Annotated in this window: 26 protein-coding genes; 7 read left to right on the top strand and 19 right to left on the bottom strand. The window is 70.8% G+C overall.

Features of this window, described 5'->3' with window-relative positions:
- Positions 1-33: 33 nt before the first annotated feature.
- On the top strand, positions 34-1,440 hold the full coding sequence (gene radA / locus Drose_RS01340) for a DNA repair protein RadA (RefSeq protein ID WP_260726350.1): 1,407 nt from the start codon (positions 34-36) through the stop codon (positions 1,438-1,440).
- Here the strand turns inward: radA and Drose_RS01335 are convergent.
- Positions 1,401-1,835, bottom strand: a complete 435-nt coding sequence (locus Drose_RS01335; protein ID WP_260726349.1) for a hypothetical protein — start codon at positions 1,833-1,835, stop codon at positions 1,401-1,403. The two genes, radA and Drose_RS01335, sit on opposite strands and share 40 nt — an antisense overlap.
- 198 nt (positions 1,836-2,033) lie before the next feature.
- Here Drose_RS01335 and disA point away from each other — a divergent pair, with 198 nt between their 5' ends.
- Positions 2,034-3,086 carry a DNA integrity scanning diadenylate cyclase DisA gene (gene disA, locus Drose_RS01330; RefSeq protein WP_260729566.1) on the top strand — a complete coding sequence of 351 codons (1,053 nt, stop codon included), beginning with the start codon at positions 2,034-2,036 and terminating at the stop codon, positions 3,084-3,086.
- A gap of 3 nt (positions 3,087-3,089) precedes the next feature.
- Here disA and Drose_RS01325 read toward each other — a convergent pair whose 3' ends face one another.
- The 3 genes from Drose_RS01325 to Drose_RS01315 are packed head-to-tail and all read right to left on the bottom strand — an operon-like array spanning position 3,090 to position 4,846.
- Positions 3,090-3,752 (bottom strand): hypothetical protein, encoded by a 663-nt coding sequence (locus Drose_RS01325; RefSeq protein WP_260726348.1) that lies wholly within the window; start codon positions 3,750-3,752, stop codon positions 3,090-3,092.
- A gap of 60 nt (positions 3,753-3,812) precedes the next feature.
- Positions 3,813-4,331: a peptide deformylase gene (locus Drose_RS01320; protein ID WP_260726347.1), complete on the bottom strand. Its 519-nt coding sequence runs from the start codon at positions 4,329-4,331 to the stop codon at positions 3,813-3,815.
- Positions 4,328-4,846 carry a glycine cleavage system protein R gene (locus tag Drose_RS01315; protein WP_260726346.1) on the bottom strand — a complete coding sequence of 173 codons (519 nt, stop codon included), beginning with the start codon at positions 4,844-4,846 and terminating at the stop codon, positions 4,328-4,330. The genes Drose_RS01320 and Drose_RS01315 overlap by 4 nt, the downstream gene beginning before the upstream one ends.
- Positions 4,847-4,856: 10 nt before the next feature.
- Between Drose_RS01315 and Drose_RS01310 the strand changes: the two genes are divergently transcribed.
- Positions 4,857-5,735 carry an HhH-GPD family protein gene (locus Drose_RS01310; RefSeq protein WP_260726345.1) on the top strand — a complete coding sequence of 293 codons (879 nt, stop codon included), beginning with the start codon at positions 4,857-4,859 and terminating at the stop codon, positions 5,733-5,735.
- Positions 5,736-5,821: 86 nt separating this feature from the next.
- Positions 5,822-6,751, top strand: a complete 930-nt coding sequence (locus Drose_RS01305) for a polysaccharide deacetylase family protein (protein ID WP_260726344.1) — start codon at positions 5,822-5,824, stop codon at positions 6,749-6,751.
- Here the strand turns inward: Drose_RS01305 and Drose_RS01300 are convergent.
- From Drose_RS01300 to lysS, 4 genes are all read right to left on the bottom strand, one after another.
- Positions 6,739-7,614 carry a hypothetical protein gene (locus Drose_RS01300; RefSeq protein ID WP_260726343.1) on the bottom strand — a complete coding sequence of 292 codons (876 nt, stop codon included), beginning with the start codon at positions 7,612-7,614 and terminating at the stop codon, positions 6,739-6,741. The genes Drose_RS01305 and Drose_RS01300 overlap by 13 nt on opposite strands.
- 166 nt (positions 7,615-7,780) lie before the next feature.
- Positions 7,781-10,315, bottom strand: a complete 2,535-nt coding sequence (locus tag Drose_RS01295) for an ATP-dependent Clp protease ATP-binding subunit (RefSeq protein WP_260726342.1) — start codon at positions 10,313-10,315, stop codon at positions 7,781-7,783.
- A 407-nt stretch (positions 10,316-10,722) separates the two neighbouring features.
- Positions 10,723-11,079 carry a histone-like nucleoid-structuring protein Lsr2 gene (locus Drose_RS01290; RefSeq protein ID WP_260726341.1) on the bottom strand — a complete coding sequence of 119 codons (357 nt, stop codon included), beginning with the start codon at positions 11,077-11,079 and terminating at the stop codon, positions 10,723-10,725.
- Between the two features lie 89 nt (positions 11,080-11,168).
- On the bottom strand, positions 11,169-12,620 hold the full coding sequence (lysS, locus tag Drose_RS01285) for a lysine--tRNA ligase (protein WP_390891410.1): 1,452 nt from the start codon (positions 12,618-12,620) through the stop codon (positions 11,169-11,171).
- A gap of 113 nt (positions 12,621-12,733) precedes the next feature.
- Between lysS and Drose_RS01280 the strand changes: the two genes are divergently transcribed.
- A complete protein-coding gene (locus Drose_RS01280; RefSeq protein WP_260726339.1) occupies positions 12,734-12,946 on the top strand; it encodes a hypothetical protein in 213 nt (70 codons plus the stop codon).
- Between the two features lie 7 nt (positions 12,947-12,953).
- Here Drose_RS01280 and Drose_RS01275 read toward each other — a convergent pair whose 3' ends face one another.
- Positions 12,954-13,715, bottom strand: coding sequence for a type III pantothenate kinase (locus Drose_RS01275; RefSeq protein WP_260726338.1), 762 nt, complete (start codon positions 13,713-13,715; stop codon positions 12,954-12,956).
- 74 nt (positions 13,716-13,789) lie between these two features.
- On the opposite strand from Drose_RS01275, the gene Drose_RS01270 reads away from it, so the two are divergent.
- Positions 13,790-15,703 carry a hypothetical protein gene (locus Drose_RS01270; RefSeq protein ID WP_260726337.1) on the top strand — a complete coding sequence of 638 codons (1,914 nt, stop codon included), beginning with the start codon at positions 13,790-13,792 and terminating at the stop codon, positions 15,701-15,703.
- Positions 15,704-15,719: 16 nt separating this feature from the next.
- Here Drose_RS01270 and nadC read toward each other — a convergent pair whose 3' ends face one another.
- The 10 genes from nadC to Drose_RS39315 all read right to left on the bottom strand — a co-directional run bounded on the left by nadC (position 15,720) and on the right by Drose_RS39315 (position 25,041).
- Positions 15,720-16,598 carry a carboxylating nicotinate-nucleotide diphosphorylase gene (nadC, locus tag Drose_RS01265; protein ID WP_260726336.1) on the bottom strand — a complete coding sequence of 293 codons (879 nt, stop codon included), beginning with the start codon at positions 16,596-16,598 and terminating at the stop codon, positions 15,720-15,722.
- Positions 16,595-18,235 carry an L-aspartate oxidase gene (locus Drose_RS01260; protein ID WP_260726335.1) on the bottom strand — a complete coding sequence of 547 codons (1,641 nt, stop codon included), beginning with the start codon at positions 18,233-18,235 and terminating at the stop codon, positions 16,595-16,597. The genes nadC and Drose_RS01260 overlap by 4 nt, the downstream gene beginning before the upstream one ends.
- A 148-nt stretch (positions 18,236-18,383) precedes the next feature.
- Entirely contained in the window at positions 18,384-19,271 is an 888-nt protein-coding gene (locus Drose_RS01255; protein ID WP_260726334.1) for a septum formation family protein, read from the bottom strand.
- A gap of 17 nt (positions 19,272-19,288) precedes the next feature.
- The gene (locus Drose_RS01250; protein WP_260726333.1) at positions 19,289-20,179 is read right to left on the bottom strand and encodes a septum formation family protein; all 891 of its coding nucleotides are present in this window, start codon (positions 20,177-20,179) and stop codon (positions 19,289-19,291) included.
- Between the two features lie 11 nt (positions 20,180-20,190).
- A complete protein-coding gene (locus Drose_RS01245; RefSeq protein ID WP_260726332.1) occupies positions 20,191-21,102 on the bottom strand; it encodes a septum formation family protein in 912 nt (303 codons plus the stop codon).
- 93 nt (positions 21,103-21,195) lie between these two features.
- Positions 21,196-22,119, bottom strand: coding sequence for a septum formation family protein (locus tag Drose_RS01240; protein WP_260726331.1), 924 nt, complete (start codon positions 22,117-22,119; stop codon positions 21,196-21,198).
- 99 nt (positions 22,120-22,218) lie between these two features.
- Positions 22,219-22,644, bottom strand: a complete 426-nt coding sequence (gene panD, locus Drose_RS01235; RefSeq protein ID WP_260726330.1) for an aspartate 1-decarboxylase — start codon at positions 22,642-22,644, stop codon at positions 22,219-22,221.
- Positions 22,641-23,465 carry a pantoate--beta-alanine ligase gene (gene panC / locus Drose_RS01230; RefSeq protein WP_260726329.1) on the bottom strand — a complete coding sequence of 275 codons (825 nt, stop codon included), beginning with the start codon at positions 23,463-23,465 and terminating at the stop codon, positions 22,641-22,643. The genes panD and panC overlap by 4 nt, the downstream gene beginning before the upstream one ends.
- Positions 23,462-24,364 carry a Rossmann-like and DUF2520 domain-containing protein gene (locus Drose_RS01225; RefSeq protein WP_260726328.1) on the bottom strand — a complete coding sequence of 301 codons (903 nt, stop codon included), beginning with the start codon at positions 24,362-24,364 and terminating at the stop codon, positions 23,462-23,464. Before Drose_RS01225 ends, panC begins: the two co-directional genes overlap by 4 nt.
- Positions 24,365-24,495: 131 nt before the next feature.
- Complete coding sequence (locus tag Drose_RS39315; RefSeq protein WP_260729565.1) at positions 24,496-25,041, bottom strand: TetR/AcrR family transcriptional regulator; 546 nt, start codon at positions 25,039-25,041, stop codon at positions 24,496-24,498.
- Positions 25,042-25,268: 227 nt separating this feature from the next.
- Between Drose_RS39315 and Drose_RS01215 the strand changes: the two genes are divergently transcribed.
- Positions 25,269-26,573 (top strand): D-arabinono-1,4-lactone oxidase, encoded by a 1,305-nt coding sequence (locus Drose_RS01215; protein ID WP_260726327.1) that lies wholly within the window; start codon positions 25,269-25,271, stop codon positions 26,571-26,573.
- Positions 26,574-26,723 lie beyond the last annotated feature (150 nt).

Below are 26,723 nucleotides of genomic sequence, written 5' to 3'. Positions count from 1 at the left end.
GTTTCTGTCATACCCGTCGGCTAGCTTTCGGGTGTGACGAAGAGCAAGGGCGCGATCTACCAGTGCGACGTCTGCGGGCATCGGCCGCCGAAATGGATGGGCCGGTGCCCGGAGTGCGGTGAGTGGGGTTCGGTCATCGAGGCCGTCGGCGGCCCGACCGGTCCCGTCGCGCTCCGCGCCGTCCCGTCCCGCGCCCCGCTCGAGCCGGCCCGCCCGATCGCCCAGATCAGCGCCGCACCGGCCAAGGCCCGCCCGACCGGGGTCGGCGAGTTCGACCGGGTCCTCGGCGGCGGCATCGTCCCGGGGGGTGTCGTCCTGCTCGCCGGCGAGCCCGGTGTCGGCAAGTCCACCCTCCTGCTCGACGTGGCCCAGCAGTGGGCCTTGCAGGGTGAGAGTCCCTCGCTGGTGATCAGCGGCGAGGAGTCGGTGAGCCAGGTCCGGCTGCGGGCCGAGCGGATCGGCGCCCTGCACGAGCGGCTCTATCTCGCCGCCGAGACCGACCTCTCCGCGGTGCTCGGCCACCTCGACGCCGTCAAGCCCGGCCTGCTGATCCTCGATTCGGTGCAGACCGTCTCCGCGCCCGGCACCGACGGCGTGGCGGGCGGCGTCACCCAGGTCCGTGCCGTGACCGCCGCCCTGGTCGCGATCGCCAAGGAGCGCGGCCTGGCCACGGTGCTCGTGGGCCACGTCACCAAGGACGGCAACGTCGCGGGTCCCCGCGTCCTCGAGCACCTCGTCGACGTGGTGCTCAACTTCGAGGGCGACAAGCACTCCTCACTGCGCATGGTCCGCGGCCTGAAGAACCGGTTCGGCGCCGCCGACGAGGTCGGCTGCTTCGAGATGCACGAGGGCGGCATCACGAGCCTGCCCGACCCGAGCGGGTTGTTCCTGACGCGATATGCGGACGCGGTCTCCGGCACCTGCGTCTCCGTCGCCATGGAGGGCCGCCGCGCGCTGGTCACCGAGGTCCAGGCCCTCATCGGCGCCCAGATGCCCGGCTCACCGCGCCGCACGGTCAGCGGCCTCGACTCGGCCCGCCTCGCCATGGTCCTGGCCGTCCTCCAGCGCCGCGCCGGCATCCAACTGCACGACCGGGAGGTCTATGCGGCGACGGTCGGCGGCCTGCGGGTCACCGAGCCCGCCGCCGACCTGGCCCTCGCCCTGGCCGCGGCATCGGCCGCTCACGAGCTGCCGATGCCGCCCGACCTGGTCGCGATCGGCGAGGTGGGCCTGACCGGCGAGGTCCGCCGCATCGGCGCCGCCCCCCGGCGGCTGGCCGAGGCCGCCCGGCTGGGTTTCCGCTTCGCCCTCGTTCCGCCCGGCTGCGGCCCGGCCGCGACGGGCGTCACCCCGCCGGGCATGCGGATCCTGGAGGTGGGCGACGTGCGGACGGCGCTGCACTACGCGGCGAAGGCGACCAGTGAGTCCGACGACGGCTGACGGCGACTGTCCAGGCTGTCGCGCAGGCGCACCACGAGGTAGCGCTCCTCCTCGATCTCGACCATCGCCACGTCGGCGACGCGGGACCACGGCAGGACCAGGGTGCGGATCCAGCCCGGGCGGACCGTCAGGGCGAAGTGGTCGGCACCGACCCGGGGACGGCGGACGACGGCCAGGAGCATGGGGATCGCCCCGACCACGGCCAGGACCAATGTCCACATGGGAGCGTCGGCCAGCGGGTTGTCGGCGCCGGAGACGAGGATCTCGGGCTCGTCGGCGAACAGGCCCCGGACGAGGAGGACGACCAGGCCGGCGGACACGACGTACCACACCAGGGTCGACAGCGACCGGGAGGGGAAGCCGCGCGGCCACTCGATCCGTTCCGGACGGGACACCGAACCTCACAGACATCTACTTCGATCCATACAGTGATCGCGTCCGCCCACTCTAGGGGCTGGGGATCGACACCGCACCGGCACCGAACGACCAACGATCCGTAGACTGTGCGGGTGCCGATTGACCGCGAGCCCGGCAGGAGCGGCAACACCGGCCTCATCGGGGGCTGGGCCGCCGCGCTGCCCGGCGCCGACCCCATGCGCGCGACGCTCGCCCTGATGGCGCCGGGAACCGTGCTGCGTGACGGGCTCGAGCGCATCCTGCGTGGGCGCACCGGCGCCCTGATCGTTCTCGGCCACGACCGTGTGGTCGAGCAGATCTGCACCGGCGGCTTCCCGCTCGACGTCGAGTTCTCCGCCACCCGGCTGCGCGAGCTGTGCAAGATGGACGGTGCCGTCGTCCTGTCGAGTGACGGCACGCGGATCGTCCGGGCAGCCGTGCACCTCATGCCCGATCCGACGATCCCGTCCGAGGAGTCTGGCACCCGGCACCGCACCGCGGAGCGGGTCGCCAAGCAGACCGGCTATCCGGTCATCTCGGTCAGCCAGTCGATGCGCATCATCGGGCTCTACGTTAACGGCCAGCGGCACGTCCTCGACGACTCCGCGGCCATCCTGTCGAAGGCCAACCAGGCGCTGGCGACGCTCGAGCGATACAAACTGCGCCTCGACGAGGTCAGCGGCACCCTGTCGGCGCTCGAGATCGAGGACCTGGTCACGGTGCGCGACGCGGTGGCCGTGGTGCAGCGCCTGGAAATGGTCCGCCGCATCGCCGACGAGATCGCCGGCTACGTCGTCGAGCTGGGCACCGACGGGCGGTTGCTGGCCCTGCAGCTCGAGGAGCTGATGGCGGGGGTGGAGGCCGACCGCACGCTGGTGATCCGCGACTACCTGCCCGCCGGTCGGCGCACCCGTTCGTCGGACGACGCGCTCGAAGAGCTCGACGCGCTCTCCGCGACCGAGCTGATCGACCTGGTCGCGGTGGCGAAGTCGCTGGGCTATCCGGGCGCCAGCGACGCCCTCGACGCGGCCGTGTCGCCGCGCGGCTTCCGTCTGCTGGCCAAGGTGCCGCGGCTGCCGAGCCTGGTCGTCGACCGGCTGGTCGAGCACTTCGGCAGTCTCCAGCGGCTGCTCGGTGCCACCGTCGAGGACCTCCAGGCCGTCGACGGCGTCGGCGACGCCCGGGCCCGCGGGATCCGCGAGGGGCTGTCCCGCCTGGCCGAGGCGTCGATCCTCGAACGGTACGTCTGAGGCCTACGTCAACTGGACCTGGGCCGGCTCGCTGATCTTGGTGTCGAGACGACCGACGAGCTGATACTTCCCGGCCGGCGGGATCTCCCGGTTGGCACAGCCGTTGTTCGAGGCCTTGCCGTTCCAGTCGAGGCTGAACGACTGCTCGATGTTCGGCTTCAGCGTGATCATCTTGCTGCCGTGCGGCGCGTCGCAGTCGTCCGACGACCACATCTTCACCGCGCCGACCTGGAGGTACATCTCCTGGTGATCGGCGCCGAGGTCCCGCGCGCAGTCGCGGGCCGAGATGTTCTTGATCTTGAGCGTGAACTTGAGGTACGCCCCGCGGAACTGCACCGGCTGCTCCGGCGAGGCGATCAGCGACAGGTCGGCGTCGGCGCACGCCGGCACCGTCGAGTCGACCGACGGCTGCGACGCGGAGGACGAGGACGCTCCCGACGACGGCGCGGACGACGCGGGATCACCGGTGGTCGGCACCAGCAGCGTCGTGGTCGGCTCGACGGACGCCGGCGGCACGGACGCGCCCATGGGCGTCTTGTTCTCGTCGCCCGCGTCGTTGCCGCATGAGGCCCACAGCATGAGGACGACGACCAGAAGCACGCCGCCCACGATTGCCCGGCGTCGCCAGTAGACGCCAGCAGGCAGCGGGCCAACCGTCAGCTTCATGATGCACTCACCGTATCGGGGGAACGGGGGGTGATCGGGGCGGCGCGCCGTGATATCCGCTCAGAGATAGACCTTGCGGGCGTACACGGCATGTGCCCCGGCGACACGATCGAGGAACAGTAACCCAGCGCAATGGTCGATCTCATGCTGGAGTGCCCTCGCCTCGAAGGCATCCGTCGTGATCTGCATCTCCTCGGTACTGCCGGGCACGAACCCGGCGACCACGAGCCGGTTGGCCCGCTTCACGTCACCGGTGAGGTCCCGCACCGACATGCAGCCCTCCCGGCCCTTCTGCCATTGCGACGCCTCGACGATGCGCGCGTTGCACAGCACGAACGCGCCGTTGACGGTGCGGGCCTTGGGGTGGCCGGTCACGTCCACGGCGAACACCTGGGCGCCGACGCCGACCTGCGGCGCCGCCAGCCCGACACAGCCGGGCGAGACCCGCATCGTCGCCAGCAGGTCCGCGGCGAGCCGCAGGATGTCCGGCGCGGCCGGGTCGACGGGTTCACTCGGCGTGCCGAGCACGGCGGCCGGCGCGTGCACCACCGGCAGCACGGTGCCCTCGGGCAACGTCACAACACGTCCGCTTCGGCCGGGCGGAACGTGGCCTCGACACCGAGCCGCTGGGCCGCCGCGGACAGCGCCGTGCCGAGCGCGTCGGCGTCGACCCCCTCGGGAAGGTCGACCTCGGCCACCACGACGTACAGGGTGCCGGCGAGCCGCGTCGTGAGGTCGGTGATGTTGCCGCCCGACTCGGCGATCGTGCGGCTCAGCGTCGCCACGATCCCCAGCCGGTCCGCCCCGTGCACGGTCAGCACGTGGTGGGTCCCGGTCGTCTCGTGGACCGGCTCCTCGGCCACCCGGCGCACGGTGACCAGCAGCGTCCGCTCGGCCGTGAGCGACTCCAGCGCCCCCTCGATCTCCTCGGCGCTCGGCGGCCCGAGGCAGACCAGGGTCATCGCGAAATGCCCACGCAGGCGGGTCATCGTGGAGTCGGTGAGATTGAGCCCGAGACGGGCGAGGACCTCGGTCACGTCGGCGATGATGCCGGGCCGGTCGTGCCCGATGACGGTGACGGCGTACTCGTTCACCGGCTTATCCTTGCGTATCGCTACCGAAGCCATCGCACAGACCGTCACCGACTGGTACGACACGAACGCCCGCGACCTGCCCTGGCGCCAGCCGGACGCGTCGCCGTGGAGCGTGCTGGTCAGCGAGGTCATGCTGCAACAGACCCAGGTCTCGCGGGTCGAGCCCGCCTGGCACCGCTGGATGGAGCGCTGGCCGACCCCGGCGCACCTGGCCGCCGACCCGCCCGGCGAGGCGATCCGGGCGTGGGACCGCCTCGGCTACCCGCGCCGCGCGCTGCGGCTGCACGCCTGCGCCACCGCCATCGTCGAGCGCCACGACGGCGAGGTCCCGGACGACGTCGACGCGCTGCTGGCCCTGCCCGGCATCGGCATGTACACGGCCCGTGCCGTCGCCGCGTTCGCCTTCCGCCAGCGCCACCCCGTCGTCGACACCAACGTGCGCCGCGTGGTCGCGCGGGTGGTCGAGGGCGCGGCCGACGGCGGCGCCGCGACGACCCCGGCCGACCTGCGCGCCGTCGAGGTGCTGCTGCCCGACGACCACGAGGCCGCGGCCCGCGCCTCGGTCGCCTTCATGGAACTCGGCGCGATGATCTGCACCGCGCGTGCGCCACGGTGCGCCGCCTGTCCACTGACGACGGTGTGCGCCTGGCGGTTGGCCGGTTCGCCGCCTGCTGACGGGCCGAGCCGCCGCACCCAGCGGTACCACGGGACCGACCGCTACGTGCGTGGCCTCATGATGGCCGTCCTGCGCGCCAGCGACGAGCCGGTGCCGCTCGGCCGGCTGGACGAGGTCTGGCCCGACGCGCAGCAGCGGCAGCGGGCACTCGACGGGTTGCTCGCCGACGGGTTGGTCCGCCGGAGGGGCGCCATGGTTACCCTCCCGGGGTGACGTCGAATGTGATTTCGCCGGTTGCCATCCGATCAGGTGGTCATATTCACCGGTTCGGCGTACACAAATCCCGATAATCTCCCTTCGTGCTGATCCCTCCCGCGCCCGCCGGGGGCCTGACCCGGGCGCGGCGGTTCACGGCGGTGTTCGCGCTTGTCACTGCGCTCGCCCTCACCGCCTGTGGTTCGCCGAAGAACGAAGACCCGAAGTCGCTCGGCGCTGGTGCCGGGCCTACCGTCACCGCGTCGCCGTCGGTAACGGCGACGACCTCGGCCGAACCGTCCGGTGACCCGTCCAGGGCACCGTCGGTCACCGCCACGAACCCCGGCAAGAGCCCGACCGGCGCCGCGTCCTCGCAGCCGCCGCCCGGCAGCACCTACCAGGGCCGGCTGCCGAAGTTCGCCAAGCCGCCGCAGCCGCAGCGGGTCAACCTGCCGGAGAGTACGAGCGCGGCGTACTTCGCGCGGATTCCCACCGACCAGCCGGTCGCCTTCATCACCATCGACGACGGCTGGATCAAACGGCCGGAGGCGCTCGAGCTGTTCCGCGAGGCGGGCGTACCGGTGACGCTGTTCCTGACGATCAACGCGATCAAGGACGATCCCGCGTACTTCAAGCGCCTCCAGGACGCCGGCGCGAGGATCGAGGCGCACACGGTCAGCCACCCGAGCCTGCGGGGCAAGCCGTACAGCTTCCAGCGCAAGGAGGTCTGCGGCTCCGCGGACCAGCTCGGCAACATGTTCGGCAAGCGCCCGACGCTGTTCCGCCCGCCGTTCGGCGAGAAGGACGCCACCACGCTCAAGGTCGCGCACGACTGCGGGCTCAAAGCCGGCTTCTTCTGGAAGGAGACGGTCGACAAAGGCACCGTGCGCTTCCAGGAGGGCCACACGGTCCAGCGGGGCGACATCATCCTCATGCACTTCCGCGACCGCTTCGTCGACGACTTCATCGCCACGTTGCAGGCCATCAGCGCCGCGGGCCTCACCCCGGCGCTGCTGGAGGACTACATTCCCTGATACGCCGTGGTGAGAGCCAACCGGGCGGCCTCCGACATGGGCAGGTGCCGCCGGACCGCGTCACGGAATCCGCGCGGTACGGCGAACCAGTCCGGCCTGCCGGCCACCGGCTGGACGAACGGCGGCATGGCGGCAAGATCCTCGGTGAGGCCGAGCCGGTCGGCGGTGGCCGCGTCGACGCCCGGTAGCTGCGCGAGCCGCCGCACCAGGTCACGGTCGTCGCGGTTGAGCCCGTCGAGTACCGCGCCCACGAGATGGTCCTGCAACGACCCGCTGACCCGGGCGAGCACCGCCAGACGCGCGGCCCGTTCACCGGCCGGCTGCTGCGCGAGCCAGGCGGCGGCCAGCCCGACGAGCGCCGGCCATCCGTTGGTGAGCAGGTGCAGGTCCGGCGCCAGCGCATCGGCCGCGGCGGCGTCCCCGAAGGCGGCGGCGAGCACCTGATACGTCTCGTCCTCGGCGAACGCCAGATCGGCCTCTCCGAGCCGCTGCGCGGGCCCGGTGTCGAACGGCAGGCTGTCGCGGGAGGCCAGGACGAGCCGTGCCGTGCCGGTCGTGCACAGGCTCGCGAGCCGCGGCAGGAGCGGACTGTCCGCCGGCAGCTCGTCGATCCCGTCGACGACGAGCGGCACGTCCTGGAGCGTCTCGACCGGCGCCGTTCCCAGGTCGAGCAGGGCCACCCCGCAGGCGGAGACCCAGGCGCTGAGGAGCGTGCTCTTGCCCGCCCCGACCCCCGCCACGACGACGGTGAGCCGTTCGCGGGACAGGCTTAGTCGGTCGAGCAGCGCAGGCCGCCCGATCGGCTTGGGCGCCGGCTGGCGACCGAACCGTGCGGCGCCGATGCCGATACGCTCCTTGCTCACGTCGGGAACATAACCCGGGAGGACCTCCTCGGACCCGTCCCGACCCGGCGTGGAGTCCCGTGGTCGCCCTGGCAGCCAAGAAACTCCACGTATCAACAACCACGTCGAGAGGCCCCCGGCTCGATGCGCGAGCCGGGGGCCTCTCGACGTGCTGGAGGCCGCCGCCTCAGGCGGCCGACTCCTCGGACGAACCGCCGGCCAGCTCGGCCGGAACCGCGTCGGGCACGGCGCCCGGCCGGTCAGCGCCGTTGAAGACCAGCTTGGCCTTCTCGAACTGGGCCGGGTCGCCCTCGCAGTCGATGACCACGATCTGGCCCGGACGCAGCTCGTTGAACAGGATGCGCTCGGACAGGGCGTCCTCGATCTCGCGCTGGATGGTCCGGCGCAGCGGCCGGGCGCCCAGCACCGGGTCGTAGCCCTTGTTCGCCAGGAACTTCTTGGCGTTGTCCGTCAGCTCCAGACCCATGTCCTTGTTGCGGAGCTGGGTCTCGATCCGGGCGATCATCAGGTCGACGATGCCGAGGATCTGATCCTGCATGAGCTGGTGGAAGACGATCGTGTCATCGATGCGGTTGAGGAACTCCGGGCGGAAGTGCTGCTTCAGCTCGTCGTTGACCTTCTGCTTCATCCGCTCGTAGTTGGACTCGGTGTCCTCCGACGCCTGGAAGCCCAGGGACACGGCCTTGGCCACGTCACGGGTGCCCAGGTTGGTGGTCAGGATGATCACCGTGTTCTTGAAGTCCACGATGCGACCCTGACCGTCGGTGAGCCGACCGTCCTCGAGGATCTGCAGCAGGGTGTTGAACACGTCGGGGTGGGCCTTCTCGATCTCGTCGAAGAGGACCACCGAGAACGGCCGGCGGCGGACCTTCTCGGTCAGTTGGCCACCCTCGTCGTAACCGACGTAGCCGGGAGGCGCACCGACGAGGCGGGACACCGTATACCGATCGTGGAACTCGGACATGTCGAGCTGGATCAGCGCGTCCTCGGAGCCGAAGAGGAACTCGGCGAGCGCCTTGGACAGCTCCGTCTTTCCGACACCGGACGGGCCGGCGAAGATGAACGAGCCGGAGGGCCGCTTCGGGTCCTTCAGGCCGGCCCGGGTGCGCCGGATGGCCTTGGAGACCGCCTTGACGGCGTCGTCCTGGCCGACGAGGCGCTTGTGCAGCTCGTCCTCCATGCGGAGCAGTCGGGCCGTCTCCTCCTCGGTCAGCTTGTAGACCGGGATGCCGGTCCAGTTCGCCAGAACCTCGGCGATCTGCTCGTCGTCGACCTCGGACACGACGTCCAGGTCGCCGGCCTTCCACTCCTTCTCCCGCTGCGCCTTCTGCCCGAGCAACTGCTTTTCCTTGTCACGCAACTGCGCGGCACGCTCGAAGTCCTGCGCGTCGATCGCGGACTCCTTGTCGCGACGCACCTGAGCGATGCGCTCGTCGAAGTCACGCAGGTCCGGCGGCGCGGTCATCCGGCGGATGCGCATGCGGGCACCGGCCTCGTCGATCAGGTCGATCGCCTTGTCCGGCAGGTAGCGATCGGAGATGTAGCGGTCGGCGAGCGTGGCGGCGGCCACCAGGGCGGCGTCGGTGATCGTCACTCGGTGGTGCGCCTCGTAGCGGTCCCGCAGGCCCTTGAGGATCTCGATGGTGTGCGCCAGCGACGGCTCGCCCACCTGGATCGGCTGGAAGCGCCGCTCGAGCGCGGCGTCCTTCTCAAGATGCTTGCGGTATTCGTCCAGGGTGGTCGCGCCGATGGTCTGCAGTTCGCCACGGGCCAGCATCGGCTTGAGGATGCTCGCCGCGTCGATCGCGCCCTCCGCGGCACCCGCACCGACGAGCGTGTGGATCTCGTCGATGAACAGGATGATGTCGCCGCGGGTCCGGATCTCCTTGAGGACCTTCTTCAGCCGCTCCTCGAAGTCACCGCGGTAGCGGGAACCGGCGACCAACGCACCGAGGTCGAGCGTGTAGAGCTGCTTGTCCTTGAGCGTCTCGGGCACCTCGCCCTTGACGATCCGCTGGGACAGCCCCTCGACCACGGCGGTCTTGCCCACGCCGGGCTCGCCGATGAGGACCGGGTTGTTCTTCGTCCGGCGGGACAGCACCTGCATGACCCGCTCGATTTCCTTCTCCCGGCCGATCACGGGGTCGAGCTTGCCCTCACGCGCGGCCTGGGTGAGGTTCCGACCGAACTGGTCGAGCACCAGGCTCGTCGACGGGGCCGCTTCGCCCGGGGCGCCGGTGCCGGCGGCGGCCGGCTCCTTGCCCTGGTAGCCGGAAAGCAACTGGATGACCTGCTGGCGGACCCGGTTGAGGTCGGCGCCCAGCTTGACCAGCACCTGGGCAGCGACGCCCTCGCCCTCCCGAATCAGGCCGAGGAGGATGTGCTCGGTGCCGATGTAGTTGTGCCCGAGCTGCAGCGCCTCACGCAACGACAGCTCCAGCACCTTCTTGGCGCGTGGCGTGAACGGGATGTGCCCGCTCGGCGCCTGCTGGCCCTGCCCGATGATCTCCTCGACCTGCTGGCGGACACCCTCCAGCGAGATGCCGAGGCTCTCGAGCGCCTTGGCCGCCACGCCCTCACCCTCGTGGATGAGGCCGAGCAGGATGTGCTCGGTGCCGATGTAGTTGTGGTTGAGCATCCGGGCCTCTTCTTGGGCCAGAACGACAACCCGTCGTGCTCGGTCGGTGAACCGCTCGAACATCCCTGCTCCTCACGTGCCGTGTCCGTCGCCGCCGCTTCCTCGCGGAACCCCTGGGAGAGGGCCGCCACGCCGAAGCTCTGTCGGACGCCAACGTGACCGTGCCATCACTCTATCGCCGCGGACCGACACATTGCGGGTGTGCGGTATCGCCGCACCCCACGATCGGACCGCGCCATGGTCGTTGCGCGGTAGTTGCCTACCCTGCGGGCACCACGTGTACCCGGTGCTTTTGCCCAACGCTCGCACCTCGCACCCTGTTCCAGCACCCCGCCTCGTACGCCAAGAGCGAAATCCTCGCGGGAGACACGGTACCCACCGTAACCAGATCGTTACGTTGAGTACCGAAACGGTCAAAACGTGCGTGAGCGGCTATACCGAGCGGTCGGGCCACAAGCGGACAAGACTCGCTAGCGACCCGCTTCGGCGTTATAACGGTCGACGATTTCCTGCTTGATCCGGCCGCGGTCGGAGACCTTGATGCCCTTGCTCTGCGCCCATTCCCGAATCGCTTTGTTCTGCTCGCGATCGGCGGCCGCGCCGCCCCGACCGCGGGCACTGGCCGCACGTCCACCGACAACTACGCCGCCCCGGCCGACCTTGGTGCCGGCGGCCAGGAAGGGGGCGAAGGCATCCCTGAGCTTCGACGCGTTCTTCTTGGAGAGATCGATCTCGTACTGAACGCCGTCGAGCGCGAACTTCACGGTCTCGTCGGCTTCCCCGCCGTCGATGTCGTCGACCAGCACGTGGATGGTCCGCTTCGCCACTGTCGTATTCCCTTCGAGGAAGGCCGCCCCGTATCTGCGAATGCAAAGATAACGCAGTATGGGACCGCCCCGTCAACGGTACGCCGAAACTACTCCGGCCGCACCAGCGGAAACAGGATCGTTTCCCGAATGCCGAGCCCGGTGAGTGCCATGAGAAGGCGATCGATTCCCATGCCCATGCCGCCGCTCGGTGGCATTCCGTACTCCAACGCGCGCAGATAGTCTTCATCCAGTTGCATAGCGTCCGGATCACCCTTGGCGGCCAGGAGCGACTGCGCGACCAAACGCTCACGCTGCACAACCGGGTCGACCAGTTCCGAGTAGGCCGTGGCGAGCTCGAAGCCCTGCACGTAGAGGTCCCACTTCTCGGTCAGCCCCGGCGTGACGCGGTGCGCCCGCGTGAGCGGCGAGGTCTCCTCCGGATAATCGCGCACGAAGGTCGGCTCGATCAGGTCCGGTACGACCAGCGCCTCGAACAGTTCCTCGGCGAGCTTTCCGGGGCCCCACTTCGGGTCGGCCTTGACGTCGTGCTTGTCGGCCAGCTCGGTCAGGCGGCCGTACGGCGTTTCGACCGTCACCTCGTCGCCCACCGCTTCGGAAAGCGCGCCGTAAAGCGTCACGCTGCGCCACTGGCCACCGAGGTCGTACTCGCCGTCGGCATAACGCACCACGTGCGACCCGGTCAGCGCTTCCGCCGCCCGCTGCACCAGCCGCCGGGTAAGGTCGGCCATGACGTCGTAGTCCGCATAGGCCTGGTAGGCCTCCAGCATCGCGAACTCCGGAGAGTGCGAGGAGTCGATGCCCTCATTGCGGAAGTTGCGGTTGATCTCGAAGACCCGCTCGATGCCGCCGACCACGCAGCGCTTCAGGAATAGCTCGGGAGCGATCCGGAGGTACAAATCCGTGTCGAGTGCATTGCTATGTGTGACGAATGGCCGTGCGGCCGCACCTCCATGGAGCAACTGCAACATGGGGGTTTCCACCTCGAGATAGTCCAGATCGTGCAACGTTGCCCGCAACGAACGGACCACCGCCGCCCGGGTGCGTACCATTTCGCGGGCCTGCGGGCGCACCACGAGGTCGACATATCGCTGCCGCACCCGGCTTTCCTCGCTCATCGGCTTGTGCGCGACGGGCAGCGGACGAAGCGCCTTGGCGGTGATCTGCCACGTGTCGGCAAGAATGGAAAGCTCGCCACGGCGGCTCGTGATGACCTCACCGGTGACGCCGACATGGTCGCCGAGGTCGACCAGCCGCTTCCATTCCTCCAGCGCCTCCGCGCCGACCTTGTCCAACGACAGCATCGCCTGCAACTCTGCGCCGTCGCCGGCGCGCAAGGTGGCGAACGCGAGCTTGCCGGTGTTGCGGATGAAGATGACCCGCCCGGCCACCGCCGCCTTGTCCCCGGTGGCGGTGTCGGTCGGCAGGTCACCGTACCGCTGCCGGATCTCGGCGATCGTGGCGGTGCGCGGGAAGTCCACGGGGTACGGTTCCCGGCCCTCTTCCAGCAGCCGGGCCCGCTTCTCCCGGCGGACCTTCATCTGCTCGGGGAGGTCGACGTCCGGTTCGACGGCGGGCTGGTCCTTCACTGCACAACAATCCTCTGCGACAAGAGTGGAAATTCTTCAAGAGCCTACTTCGGTACCTTCGGAGCGTGGATTTCGCAGCGCATGCCTCCTCCTTCGGACCGGCCGCCACCCGCTACGACCGGGCCCGCCCCCGCTATCCGCGCCCCGCACTGCGGTGGGCTCTCGACGGCGACACAACCCTCGACGTCGTGACCGCCGGCCAGGCCTACCACTACACACCGAAATCGCCCGGGTGCTGCACCCCGGCGGCCGGCGTCTACCGCGCGACCAAGCACTAGCCGAGCCCTACGTGTTGCGGTCGAAGATCAGGCGCAGCCCGATCAGCGTCAGCATCGGCTCATGATGCGTCACCGTCTGGCTCTCGCCGATCACGATCGAGGCCAGGCCACCGGTCGCCACGACCGCCTTCACCGAGCCGCCCAGCTCCGCCGTCACCCCGCGGACGACCCCGTCGACCTGCCCCGCGAAGCCGTAGACCACGCCCGCCTGTAGGCACTCGACGGTGTTCTTGCCGATCACCCGGGGCGGCTTGACCAGCTCGACCTTGCGCAACTGGGCGGCCCGGTCGGCGAGCGCGTCGACGGAGATCTCGATGCCGGGCGCCAGCACCCCGCCGAGGAACTCACCCTTGGCGGACACGACGTCGAAGTTGGTCGAGGTGCCGAAGTCGACGACGATCGACGGCCCGCCGAAGAGGCTGTAGGCGGCGAGCGTGTTGGCCACCCGGTCGGTGCCGACCTCCTTCGGGTTGTCGATGGCCAACTGGACGCCGGTCCGCACGCCAGGCTCCACGATCACGGTGGGGACGCCCGAGTAGTACCGCTGCAGCATCGCGCGCAGGTTGCGCAGGGCGGCCGGCACGGTCGAACACGCCGCCACGCCGGTCAGCGACACGGCGTCGGTGGCGAGCAGCCCCCGGTACAGCAGGCCCAGCTCGTCAGCGGTGGCACGCGCGTCGGTCTTGATCCGCCACGAATGAACGATCTTCTCGCCCTCGAACGTGGCGAGCACCGTGTTGGTGTTTCCGATGTCGATGCACAGCAGCACGTCGGAAGCCTATCGGCAGCCCGGCACGATCCGGTCGACGCCCATGGCGGCGGCTCATCTACGATGCCGTCCCAATGACCGGACTCCTCGCGCTGCTGCCGCTCGCAACGCTCCTCTTCACCACCGTTGCGCTGCATCCCCGCGCGGAGGACACACCGCGGGAACCCGCGGGAACCCCCGGAGACCGGAATCCGCGAGACCTCCGCCGCACCGTCATCCAGGCCACCGCCGCCGTCTGCGCCGCCGCGATCGTCAGCGTCGAGGTGTTGTCACTGTTCGGCGCCATAGCCGCCGCGCCGGTCATCGTGCTGTGGACGCTCGCCACGCTCGGCACCGGCTACCTCGCCTGGCGCCGGCTGCCTCGATTCGAGCGACCCGCGCTGCGCCTCGGCACCGCGCTGAGCGTCGCGATCCCCCTCGGCCTGCTCGTCGCCATGGAACTCGTCCTGGCGGTGGCCTCGTCGCCGAACAACTTCGACTCCAACCACTACCACCTGGCCAAGATCGAGCACTGGGTCGCCAACGGCGACCTGGGCGTCTACCCCACCGTCCAGATCCAGCAGATCATCCTGGTCCCCGGCGCCGAATACCTGCTGTTGCACCTGCGCCTGCTCACCGGCGGCGACGGGCAGTTCAACCTGGTGCAATGGGGCGCCGGCCTGCTCGGCGCGGTCGCCGTCGCCCGGTGCGCGGCGCAGCTCGGTGCGGGGCGGCTCGGCCAGTGGCTGGCCGCCGCCGTGTTCCTCACCACGCCCGCGATCGTCCTGGAGTCCACCAGCACTCAGAACGACCTCGTCGTGGCCGCCTGGGTGGCCTGCGCGGCGACGATCGCCCTGGACGGCGTCCGCCGCCGGGCAGCCCTTGCCGACGTGCTCGCCCTCGGCGCCACGGCGGGCCTGGTCGTTGTGACGAAGTCGACGGCACTCATGGCCCTGGCGCCGGTACTGCTGTTCTGGGGCATCTGCCAGCTACGGCAACGGGCGATCGGCCGTACCGCCGCCGCCACCCTCGCCGTCGTGGCGCTGATCGGCCTGCTCGCCGGGCCCGCGCTGTTCCGTGTGCACGAGGCCTTCGGCTCGCCGCTCGGCCCGGACGACTACCGCGCCAGCCTGTCCACGCAGCGGCATGACCCGGCGGCGGTACTGGTCAACGGCCTGCGCCTCGTCGCGTCGACGCTCCTGACGCCGGTACCGCAGGTCAACGGGGCCGTCGGCAAGGCCGTCGTCGATGTGGCCCACCAGGTGGGCGTGGACCCGAACGACCCGGCGATCACGCACTGGCGCAGTGTCTTCCCCGGCACGCGGTGGAAGCCCGACGAGGACCGCTCGCCGTATCCGATCCAGTCCGCGCTCGTCCTCGTCGCGATCGCCGTGAGCCTCTTCGCCCGCCCGACCCGGCCCTACTCGGCGGCGGTGCTCGGCGCGTTCGTCCTCACCGCCGCCATCGTGAAGTGGCAGGACTGGGGCAACCGGCTGATCCTGCCGACGTTCGCGCTCGGCGTCCCGCTCGCCGGCTACTGGCTCGGGCGGATCGTGCGGCGCAAGGTCGTCGCCGCCGGGGTGGTGCTGGTGCTGGCCGGTGCCTTCGCGTACGCCTACACCTGCGTGCTGCTCGGTCAGCCGCGGCGGCTGATCGGCCAGGGCTCGGTCTTCACGCTGGACGACTGGCAGGAGCGGTTCGTGCGCATGCCCGACCAAGCCGTCTCGTACCGCACGGCGATCGACGACGTGCGGGCCTCCGGCGCGCGGCGGGTGGGCATGGTGATGGAGGGCGACCTCTGGGAGTACCCGTTCCAGATCACGCTGACCGAGGTGGAGCTGGTGTCGTTGGAGTCCGGGGTCCCGACCCGCCCGGCGCCGAGCGTGTCCTCGGTCGACGCCGTCATCTGCGTGGCTCCCGTCGACGTTTGCGGCCGCGTCGTGCCGGCCGACTGGCGTCTCCACCAGATCGACCCGATCGTCGCGACGGCCTTCCCGCCGGGTCGCTGACCCTTGCGGGCCACGGTCAGTGCGTGCGCAGGTCCATGGCGATGTCGAGGATCGGCGACGAGTGCGTGAGCCCGCCGACCGACAGGTAGTCGACGCCGGTGGCCGCGTATTCCGCCGCCGTCTCCAGGCGCAGGTTGCCGGTCGCCTCCAGCTCGGCCCGGCCGCCGACCGCGCTGACGACCTCGCGGAGCAGATCCGGGGTCATGTTGTCGAGCAGCAGGAAGGTGGCGCCCGCGGTCACCGCCTCGACGGCCTCGCCGACGGTGGTGACCTCCACCTGCACCGGCACGTCGGGGAACGCCGCACGGACCCGCTCGTACGCCGCGGTGATGCCGCCGGCCGCGAGCTTGTGGTTGTCCTTGATCATGGCGACGTCGTAGAGGCCCATGCGCTTGTTGGTGCCGCCGCCGGCCCGCACCGCGTACTTTTCGAGGATGCGCAGGCCCGGTGTGGTCTTGCGGGTGTCGAGGACGAGTGCCTTGGCGCCTTCCAGCACATCGGCCCAGCGGCGGGTGTGCGTGGCGACGCCGGACATGCGGCACAGCAGGTTGAGCGCGGAGCGCTCGGCGGTCAGCAGCGCCCGGGTCGGTCCCGTCACGCTCAGCAGTACGTCGCCGCGCCGGACGGCGTCCCCGTCGCGCTTGCGCGGCTCCACGGCGACGTGGTCGGACGCGGCCTCGAAGACCGCGGCGGCCACGACCAGCCCCGCCACGACCCCGTCGGCGCGGGCGACGATGTCGGCCTCATCGGTCTGCTCCTCGGGGATCGTCGCCACGCTGGTGACATCGAGCCGGTCGGGGCCGAGGTCTTCCGTGAGCGTGCGCTCGACGATGTCGGCCACGGCGGCCGGGTCGAGCCCGACCTTCCGCAGCGCGGCCTCGGTCTCCGGCCTCATGCCGCCTCCCAGGTTTCGGTCAGCGCGCCGGTGTCGTCGAGGGCGGCGAGGAAGTGACCCCGGAAGACGTCGCTGGCGTCGGGGAAGTCCTCGCGCCAATGACAGCCGCGGGTCTCCTGCCGCAGCGCCGCAGCGCCGACGAGCGCGCCGGCGACGGTCAGCAGGTTCGTCGCCTCCCAGGCGGCGACGTGCGCGCTCGAGCGGTCGAGCGCGAGCTTGGTGAGCGCCTGAGCGGCCTGGTCGAGCGACTCGCCGCTGCGCAGCACCGACGCGTGTGACGACATCGCGGCTTGGAGCTGCTGGCGGATGCCAGGGTCCGCGGACCAGGTGGCGGCCTCGGCGGCGACCGGGTCGGCCTGCGCCGGCAGCCCATGGGCGACGTCCTCGGCGATGCGACGGGCGAACACCAGACCCTCGAGCAGCGAGTTGGACGCCAGCCGGTTGGCGCCGTGGACGCCGGTGCAGGCGACCTCGCCGCACGCGTACAGCCCCGGGATCGAGGTGCGGCCGCGCAGGTCGGTGCGGACACCGCCGGAGGCGTAATGGGCCGCGGGAGAGACCGGGATCAGATCGGCGACGGGGTCGACGCCGGCGGCCCGGCAGGACGCCACGATCGTCGGGAAGCGTCCCTCGATGAACTCGCGGCCGAGGTGGCGGGCGTCGAGCCAGACGCGGTCGGTGCCTTCGGCGCGCATCACGCGGTAGATGCCCTTGGCGACGATGTCCCGCGGCGCCAGCTCGGCGAGGTCGTGCTTGCCGACCATGAAGCGGTTGCCGTCGCCGTCGCGAAGGTAGGCGCCCTCGCCGCGCAGTGCCTCGCTGACCAGCGGCTGCTGGGAGTCGCGATTGTTGAGCGCCAGCGCGGTCGGGTGGAACTGGACGAACTCGATGTCGGTGACCGTCGCGCCGGCCCGCAGCGCGAGCGCGACCCCGTCACCGGTGGAGACGATCGGGTTGGTGGTCGCGGCGAAGATCTGGCCCATCCCGCCGGTGGCGAGCACCACGGCCCGGGCGAGCACCGCCCCGACGCCGTCCTCGGAGCCTTCGCCGAGGACGTGCAGGGTGACCCCGCAGGCCCGCCCGTCCTTGTCCGTGAGCAGGTCGAGCACGAGTGCGTGCTCGATGAGGCGGATCCACGGATCGCGGCGCACGGCGGCGTGCAGGGCGCGCTGCACCTCGGCTCCGGTGGCGTCGCCCCCGGCGTGGATGATCCGGTTGGCGTGGTGGCCGCCCTCGCGGGTCAGCATGAGCGAGCCGTCACTGTTGCGGTCGAACTCCGCACCCCAGCGCATCAGCTCCCGCACCCGTGTCGGTCCTTCGCGGACCAGCACCTCGACGGCGGCCGGGTCGCACAGCCCGACGCCCGCGACCAGGGTGTCCTGCGCGTGGGCCTCGGGGGTGTCGAGCGGGTCGAGCACGGCGGCGATGCCGCCCTGCGCCCACCGGGTGGAGCCGTCGTCGATGTTGACCTTGGTGACGACGGTGACGTGGAGGCCCGCCTCACGCAGATGCAACGCGGCGGTCAGCCCCGCCACGCCCGACCCGATGACCACGACGTCGGTCGGCTCGGCCCATCCGGGCTCCGGCCCGGCAAGTCGACGCGGCACGCTCGGCAATGTCATCCATACAGTCAACATCACTGACCCGGGTGACGGGTGGTGATGCTCGTCGCGCTCCCCGCCCCCTCTTCCCGCGTCGATCTTGCAGTTGTGGCCCCGACTTTATGTCGAAATTTCGGATAAGTCAGCCACCATAACTGCAAGATCGCGGCGGAAAAGAGGGCGGTCAGGCCAGCGGGAGGGGGGCCAGGCCCAGGCCGCGCACGCTCGCCTTCAGCGGTTTCGCGCTCATCAGGTAGCAGGTGAAGGCCTGGTCGCTGCCCAGCCACTCCGACGCCGTCTTCGGGCCGACCGAGCCGGGCGCCAGGTCGGTCCGGGCGCCGTCCTCGGGCAGGCCGAGGTACTTCAGGCCGAGCGTCGTACAGCCCTTCGCCGTGGACGAGCGGACCGCCGCCTCGTCGAAGGGGGCCTCCGGGGGCGTGATGGTGTAGACACCGGCGTACTCGCCGTCGTGGGATTCGGCGCACCCGACGTACCGGAGCCGCTCACCGTCGCGACGGACGCATGCGATCGCCAGCGGCGGCTCCTGCTTGAGCGCCCCCGACAGGCTGCCCGAGCGGGTCACGAACTCGTCCGCGGTAGGGCCCGTCACCTCGGCCAGCGCGCAGCCGAAGAAGCCGTCCGCCGACGGCTTGACCCATGAGGCGAGGATCTGCACCCGGGCCTCGTGCCAGCCGCCGCCCAGGAACATCGGACCCCGCACCAGGCAGGCCCGCCGCGCCTGCGCGTACAGCAGGTTCTCGGTGAGCTTGACGTCCTCGCCCTCGGCGGCGTCGAGCCGGTGCAGCAGGTCCTTGCCGACCTGCCCGACGTGGAACACCTCGACGGTGTGGGATCCGGCACAGTCGACCGGCGCGCCGGGCCAGGGGAAGGCGGCGTTGGTGCCGCCGGCGTCGATCTGCCAGCACGAGCCGACCGGCGGCGCGCCGGCCGAGGGGGTGCTCGGGATGGCCCGGCCGTCGTCGTGGAGGAGCCAGTAGGCGCCGCCGCCGAGCAGGACGAGCGCGACGGCGAGGAGTGCGACCCGCTGCTTCATGAGGAAGCAGTGTGCCATTACCGGACGGTAACTTCCTAGATGGGATTGTTGCCGTTGGCGCGCAGGGAGCGGCCGACGCTGAGCTTGCCCTCGAGCATCAGGTAGCAGCGGGCAGTGCGGTCACCGTACGACCACCGGGTCGGACTCGCCGTCGACCAGGCGAACGTGACCTGCTTGTTCTGGTCGTACGCCGCCTCGCTGACGCCAAGGAACGACGCGATGAGCTTCTTGCAGCCCGGCTGGATCAGCGACCGGCGGGTGTTGGCGTCGGTCGGATACGGCCGGTCGTCGGGCGAGCGGAACGTGCCGGCGTATTCGCCGTTGTGCTGCGTCTCGCACGCGACCGGCACGAAGTCCTCGATATAGCTCTGGCTGTCGAGCTTCACCGACACGCAACCGAGTGCGATCGGCCGGCTGCCGTCCAGCGTCGCCTTGAGGCTCGACTTGCGCTGGAAGACGGTGCCGACGTCGTTGCTGACCTCGATGAGGTCGCAGCGGAAATGGCGTGCCTCGCCGGTCCACTGCTTCGCGGACGGTGTGAAGACCCGCAGGACCAGCCGGGCGTCGTGCCAGTCGCCGTTGAGGAACGTCTTGGCCTTCTCGTCGCAGGTCTGGTACGCCTCGGACAGGTCGGCGCCGGTGGGCGGCGCCGAGGCCTGCGCGAGCGTGCCGGTGAACTCCCCGACGTGGAAGGTCTCGCTGGCGTGGTCGGCGTCGCACCCCACGGCGGTCATGCCGGCGCCCGGTTCGAGCTTCTCGGCCGTGGCGGTGCCGGTCCAGCACTGGCCGACCGTGGGCACCGGCACGGCCGGAGCGCCCAGAGCCGACCAGTCGTCCACCAGGTCACCGTCGGTGCCTGCGGGGTTGCCGCAGCCGGCAACCATCAGCACGAGCGCCAACGACAGGCCGGCCTGCCACCGCTTCATGTGGGCTACTCCTACACCTTGCCGTTGCCGAGATTCTTGACGGACCTGACGGTGGTGAGCTTGTCGAACAGCATCGCGTAGCAGCGGGCGGAGCGGTCGCCGCGGGCCCAGCCCTCTTCGTCGACCAGCCAGAAGCCGATGCCGAGCTGCTGGTGGTTCTGCAGCGTCGACGCGCTCATCCCGAGGTACTTCGCGCCGAGTGCCTCGCAGCCGGGCCGCATCGCCGCGCGCCGTTCCTCCGAGTTGGTCGGGAACGGGCGCTCACCGGACGTATACGTGCCGACGTACTCCATGTTGTGCACGTTGGTGCAGGCCGTGGCGTTGTAGTCGAGCCACGTCTTGCCGTCGCTCTCGTAGGTCTCCTGGGCACAGGTCAGCGCCACCGGCTTGTCGCCGCGCAGGCCGTCCTTGAGCGAGCTGGTGCGGTTGACCGGCTTGTTGCCGTCGCTGGCCACCTCGGCGAGGTCGCAGCGGAAGTAGCGGGCGCCGCCGGCCCACTGCGCCGTCGAGGGCGCGAGGACCAACAGCGTGAGCCGGCCGTCGTGGTAGTCGCCGCCGAGGAACGTCTCGGCCTCCTTGGCGCACTTGCTCCAGGCGGTGTTGAGCGCGGCGCCCTTCGGCGGCGTCGATCCGTTCGCCGCGGAGCCGGTCAGCTCACCGACGAAGAACGTCTCGCTCGCGTGGGAGGTGCCGCAGGACTCGACCGGCTTGAACGAGAAGATCGTGGTGGTGTCGTGAGCGAAGTAACTGACGGTGGTGTTGTAACAGGCACCGACGGGCGGGGACGGCACCTTCGGTTCGGCCAGCATCGCCCAGTCGTCGGTGAGATCCTTGTCGACCCCTGCGGGCACGCCGCAGGCAGCGAGCAGCATCAGCGCGACGACCGGCAGCACGGCCGGAAAGAGCCGCCGTAAACTCGTCATCCTTGTTGTCCCCTCCCCCGCGCGCACAGAACGCCGGTGCAGTGTGCCAACCATAAATGTCCTTGGCAACCCGACGACACGCGCGGCTGCGCCTCAGGCCGTGGTAATGGGCAAAGCGCCGGTCCCGGCCCCCTTCAGCGACGCCGTGACCGGCTTGGGCGGCCAGACGTAGCAGCGGACGGCGCGGTTGCCGAGCTCCCACGCCGCCTTGTCGAAGGGCATTGTGATCAGACCGGTACGCGCACGGAAGTTCGCGTCGTTGGGAACGTCGACGAACGCGGCCACCTTCGGCCGGCACCCGGCGAGGTTCGCCTCCCGCCGGGCGGTCGCATCGGCCGGATACGGCCCGTCCGGCGCCTCGAAAAGCCCGGCGAACTCGGCGTCGTGCCGCGTGGCGCACGACGCCGGGAGCAGCCGGTCGATCTGCCCGGCCCTGCCCCCGGCCGGCTGGGTCACCGTGACGCAGCCGACGAGCAGGTCACCGCCGGGCTTGAGAGCGTCCTTGAGCGTGGCGGTCCGGGTCATCGGAGCGAACCGGTCGAGGTCTTCGAGCGCCTGGAGATCGCAGCGGTACCAGCGGGCGCCGGCATCCCACAGGGTCGGGGTGGGCAGATCGACGCTCAGCGACAGCCGCCCGGCGCGCCAGTCCCCGCCGAGCAGGGCCGTGGCGTCGGCGGAGCACTTCGCGAAGGCGGCACGCAAGGCCGGGCTGCCGGTGCCCGGCGGGGTGGCCCGGTCGGCGTCGACGCCGCCGAACTGCCCGACGCTGACCAGCTCGACCTGGTGCGGCTCGGTGCACGGGACCGGCTCGGGCCACTTGGTGACGTCGGCCGAGGAAGCGTTGTCGGGCAGCCGGTAGCAGGCCGGCGCGACCGGCGGGACGAGCGCCGCGCCGGGCAGCATCGGCCAGCCGTCGACCAGGTCGCCGTCGGTGCCCGGCGGCGGGGCCGGGGTGCAGGCCGACAGCAGGAGGGCGAGCGCACCCAGCACCGCGCAGACGGCGAGTGCGCCTCGCACCGGACCTCCCCAGCTCGCGCGCCCTCCGCTGCGCTCCGGCCACGCGAGCTTGAGCCTGAGCCGCCCGGTGAGCGGCCCCTCCGCTGCGCTACGGACCGCTCACGACGCCCGAGCGAGATCCCCCCGAACGGGCGATCCCACCATACCTGGCACAACGCCAGCAGGATCGTGACCGAGCTCGATGACCTTGTTGTCCGCGTCGACGTGGACGATCCGCGGCTCGTACGAGCGGGCCTCGGCGTCGTCCATCTGCCCGTACGAGATCAGGATCACCAGGTCGCCTGGGTGCACGAGATGGGCGGCCGCCCCGTTGATCCCGATGACCCCGGAGCCGCGCGGCCCGGCGATCACGTAGGTCTCCAGCCGCGCGCCGTTGGTGACGTCGACGATCGCGACCTGCTCGCCGGCGAGCAGGTCGGCGGCGTCCATCAGGTCCTCGTCGACGGTCACCGAGCCCACGTAGTGCAGGTCGGCCTGGGTGACCGTGGCGCGGTGGATCTTGGACTTGAGCATGGTACGGATCACGGCAACTCCACCGCTGCGTTGTCGATGAGGCGCGTGGCACCCACCCAGGCCGCGGTGAGCAGCCGGGCCGGGCCGTGCGCCGGGGGCGGGCCGAGCATGGGATCGGTGAGCACGAAGTAGTCGAGCTTCACCTCGGGCGACTTCGTGAACTCGGCGAGGCCGGCCGCGACCGCGTCGCCGCCGCGCTCGCCCTCGGTCTTCGCCGTGAGCAGCGCCCGCGACAGGGTCAACGCCGACTCGCGCTCGTCCGGCGCGAGGTAGCGGTTGCGGCTGGACAGTGCCAGGCCGTCGGCCTCGCGCACGGTCGGCACGCCGCGCACGTCGATCGGCAGGTCGAAGTCGCGGACCATCGCCCGGATCATGCCGAGCTGCTGGTAGTCCTTCTCGCCGAAATAGGCGACGTCCGGCCGGGTCAGTTGGAACAGCTTGTTGACCACGGTGAGCACGCCGTGGAAGAAGCCGGGGCGGCTGGCGCCCTCGAACCGCTCCCCGGCCGGGCCCGGGTCGACCCGGACGGCGGGCGCGCCCCGCGGGTACATGACCTCGCGGGACGGCGTGAACACGACATCGACCCCGAGCTCGCGGGCCAGGGCGAGGTCGGCGTCGAGGGTGCGCGGGTAACGGTCGAGGTCCTCGTTGGGGCCGAACTGCAGCGGGTTGACAAAGATCGTCAACAGCACCGTGTCGGCCTCGGCACGCGCCGTCCGCAGCAGCGCGGCGTGCCCCTCGTGGAGGGCCCCCATGGTCATGACGACCGCGACGGTGCCGGCGGCCGTGTCGCGGGCGGCCTTGAGCTCCTCGCGGGTGCCGACGACCCTCATGCCGCCCGCTCCTCCGCGTCGCGGCGGGTCCGTGCGGCGGTGCCGAGCACGTCGAGCAGCGGCTCGGCGTCGATCGGGCGCAGCCGGCCGGCCGCGATGACCCGGTCGGCGGTGCGGCGGGCGAGCGCCAGGTAGGGCGGCACCGAACCGGGTGCGACCGACTCCAGCGCCTTGAGGTGCTTGGCGACGGTGCCGGCGTCGCCGCGGGACACCGGGCCGGTGATCGCCGCGTCGCCGAGGCGGAGCGTGTTGTCCAGGGCCGCGCCCAGCAGCGGGGCGAGCACCTGCTCGGGGTGGCGCACGCCGGCGTCGCGCAGCCGGTCCATCGCCTCGTTGACGAGCGTGGCGAGGTGGTTGGCGCCGTGGGCGAGCGCGGCATGGTACAGCGGCCGGCGCTCCTCGTCGATCCACTCGGCGACGCCGCCCAGGTCGGCGACGAGCGCCGCGGCGGTCTCCCGCAGGTGGTCGGGGGCGGTGACACCGAACGACGCGCCGTCGAGCCGGCGCAGGTCGTCCTCGGTGCCGGTGAAGGTCATCGCCGGGTGCAGCGCGAGGGGCTCGGCGCCGACGGTCGTGACCGGGGCGAGCACGGCCAGGCCGTGAGCGCCGGAGGTGTGTGCGACGATCTGACCGGGGCGCAGCGCGCCGGTGTCGACCAGGCCGTTGACCAGGCCGGCGAGCACGTCGTCGGGCACGGCCAGCAGGACCAGGTCGGCGGAGCCGGCGACCCGGTCGGCGGGAAGGAGCTGCACGCCCGGCAGGAGCTGCTCGGCACGGGCCTTGGAAGCGGCGGAGACCCCGACCGCGGCGATCACCCGGTGCCCGGCTCGGACGAGTGCGGCGCCGAGCACCGCCCCTACTCGCCCGGCACCGATGATGCCGATGTTTTGCCTGTTCATCTGATGGATCCAGTCCTCGACAGTGGGGTACCGGTCGATCAGAAGTATGCGCCGCAGCGGGCAAAGCAGACAGACGTTGTGGGATTGTCAACAGCGCGTTTCAAGCGCTTTACCCGCCGCGTGGCGCGTTCCTAGAGACGGTGGTGCAGATACTCCCTGATCAGGGCCTTCGCCTCGCCGAGCACCGCGGCCTCGCCGTCCGGTGAGCGGCGGAACGCCAGCTTGATCAGCGCGTCGGCGGCCTCGACCGCGATCGCCAGCACGAACTGGAGACGGCTGGCGTCGAGGATGCCGAACCGGGCCACGAGCAGCGCCGAGAGCTGCGAAACGATCACGTCGTTGTTGTCCCGCTCGTCGTCGAGCAGGTGGATGTCCACCACGTCGCCGAAGTGCAGCGTGCGGAAGCCCGGCACCGTGCGGTGCATGTCGATGTACTCGTCGATCGCGGCGTCGACGGCGTCCCACCAGTTCGCGATGCCCTCGCCGGCGAGCCGGTCACTGAGCCGCTGTAGGTAGCCCTCGAGGCTGCGCAGCGTCAGGGCCTGGACGATGGCCCGCTTGTCCGGGAAGAACTGGTAGACCGAACCGATCGCCACCCCCGCCCGCTCGGCCAGCAATGTCGTGGTCAGGCCGTCGTATCCAACTTCGTCGACGAGCTCGGCGCAGGCGTCGAGCATCCGCCCCACGCGCGCCACGCTGCGGCCCTGCACCGGCACCCGGCGCAGCGGCTTCCTCGTCCCGACGCCGGCCACTGTCTGCGTCGCCACCCGGTCGTCCCCCCTCCATCTACTGGTTTGAAACCTACTCACGTCAACGACCGGGCACGATCGGCGGATAGCCCATTTCACCCTTGTGATTGATCGGGTCATTGACGGGGGGCATATGTGAAGGGTACTCAGGTTTCGTGACCTCACCGTGGGCCAACTGGGCCGGCAACCAGACCGCACGCGCTGCCCGTGTCGCACACCCGGAAACCCCGGATGAGCTGGGAGAAGTCCTGCGCACGGCGGCGGGTGAGGGCCTGCGGGTGAAGGCGGTCGGCAGCGGTCACTCGTTCACGTCGGCCGCGGCCACCGACGGAGTGCGTGTCGAGCTCGACCGGATGGCGTCACTCGTCCGGGTCGAGGGTGACCTCGTGACCGTGCGGGCCGGCATGCCGCTGGCGAAACTCAACGCCGTCCTAGCCGCCCACGGCCTCGCGATGCCCAACCTCGGCGACATCGACGCGCAGACCATCTCCGGCGCGCTGTCCACCGGCACCCACGGCACCGGCGCCGCCTTCGGCTGCCTGTCCACCTTCGTCGAGGCGCTGGAGCTGGTCACCGCCGGCGGCTCGGTCCTGCGCTGCTCGGCCACCGAGCGGCCGGAGCTGTTCGCGGCGGCCAGGGTCAACATCGGCGCGCTCGGCGTGCTGACCTCGGTCACGCTGCGCTGCGTGCCGGCGTTCGTGCTGCGTGCCGACGAGCGCCCGGCGCCGCTGGCCGACGTCTGGTCCGGCCTCGACGAGCACATCGCCGAGAACGACCACTTCGAGTTCTACTGGTTCCCGTACACCGACCGGGTCCAGATGAAGCGCAACAACCGCGTCGAGGTCTCGGACCGCCCGCTGGCCGGCTGGCGGCGGTGGCTCGACGACGACTTCCTGTCCAACGCGGTCTTCGGCGGCGCCTGCCGGTTCGGCCGGACGTTCCCGGCGGTGGTACCGACCGTAAGCCGCGTTTCCGCCCGGGCCCTCTCGGCGCGCACGTACACGGCGCCGTCCCACGACGTGTTCTGCACCCCTCGGCGGGTCCGTTTCGTGGAGATGGAGTACGGGCTGCCCCGCGCGGCGCTGCGCGAGGCGTTCGACGGCCTCCGCTCGGTGGTGGCCGGCCTGCCGTTCCGCGTGCAGTTCCCGGTGGAGGTGCGGTTCACCGCGGCCGACGACATCTGGCTGTCGCACGGCCACGGCCGCGACAACGCGTACATCGCGATCCATCAGTTCGTCGGCGCGCCCTACGAGGAGTACTTCCGCCGCTTCGAGGCCATCGCCACGGCGCTCGACGGCCGCCCGCACTGGGGCAAGATGCACTACCGGGACGCGGCCTCCCTGGCGCAGTCCTACCCGAGGTTCACCGACTTCGTCGCCATGCGCGACGAACTCGACCCCGGCCACCTGTTCGCCAACCCATACACCGCCCGCACCCTCGGCCCCCCTCTCCCACATTGATCACGCAAGCCGCCACCCACCCCGGCACCCCTGCGTTGATCATGCAGTTGTGGTGCCTGACAAACCCGGCATTCTGGGAGTGTCAAGGCACCACAATTGCATGATCAACGCAGGGCTTGGGGGCGGGGACGAGGGCGGGGGTCAGGGTGA

Origin of the sequence: Dactylosporangium roseum (genome assembly GCF_025264685.1) — a bacterium.
GTDB classification, from domain to species: Bacteria; Actinomycetota; Actinomycetes; order Mycobacteriales; family Micromonosporaceae; genus Dactylosporangium; species Dactylosporangium roseum.
The sequence above is the reverse complement of the archived record's forward strand: the minus strand, read 5'-3'. Positions and strand labels throughout refer to the sequence as shown.

Excerpts from the sequence above, each read along its gene's own strand:
- panC (WP_260726329.1), bottom strand. The coding sequence starts at position 23,465 with ATGAGGGTCGTCGGCACCCGCGAGGAGCTCAAGGCCGCCCGCGACACG.
- Drose_RS01245 (WP_260726332.1), bottom strand. The coding sequence starts at position 21,102 with ATGACGAGTTTACGGCGGCTCTTTCCGGCCGTGCTGCCGGTCGTCGCG.
- Drose_RS01250 (WP_260726333.1), bottom strand. The coding sequence starts at position 20,179 with ATGAAGCGGTGGCAGGCCGGCCTGTCGTTGGCGCTCGTGCTGATGGTT.
- disA (WP_260729566.1), top strand. The coding sequence starts at position 2,034 with ATGCGCGCGACGCTCGCCCTGATGGCGCCGGGAACCGTGCTGCGTGAC.
- Drose_RS39315 (WP_260729565.1), bottom strand. The coding sequence starts at position 25,041 with ATGCTCGACGCCTGCGCCGAGCTCGTCGACGAAGTTGGATACGACGGC.
- Drose_RS01225 (WP_260726328.1), bottom strand. The coding sequence starts at position 24,364 with ATGAACAGGCAAAACATCGGCATCATCGGTGCCGGGCGAGTAGGGGCG.
- nadC (WP_260726336.1), bottom strand. The coding sequence starts at position 16,598 with ATGAGGCCGGAGACCGAGGCCGCGCTGCGGAAGGTCGGGCTCGACCCG.
- lysS (WP_390891410.1), bottom strand. The coding sequence starts at position 12,620 with ATGAAGGTCCGCCGGGAGAAGCGGGCCCGGCTGCTGGAAGAGGGCCGG.
- Drose_RS01295 (WP_260726342.1), bottom strand. The coding sequence starts at position 10,315 with ATGTTCGAGCGGTTCACCGACCGAGCACGACGGGTTGTCGTTCTGGCC.
- Drose_RS01270 (WP_260726337.1), top strand. The coding sequence starts at position 13,790 with ATGACCGGACTCCTCGCGCTGCTGCCGCTCGCAACGCTCCTCTTCACC.
- Drose_RS01325 (WP_260726348.1), bottom strand. The coding sequence starts at position 3,752 with ATGAAGCTGACGGTTGGCCCGCTGCCTGCTGGCGTCTACTGGCGACGC.
- Drose_RS01255 (WP_260726334.1), bottom strand. The coding sequence starts at position 19,271 with ATGGCACACTGCTTCCTCATGAAGCAGCGGGTCGCACTCCTCGCCGTC.
- Drose_RS01260 (WP_260726335.1), bottom strand. The coding sequence starts at position 18,235 with ATGTTGACTGTATGGATGACATTGCCGAGCGTGCCGCGTCGACTTGCC.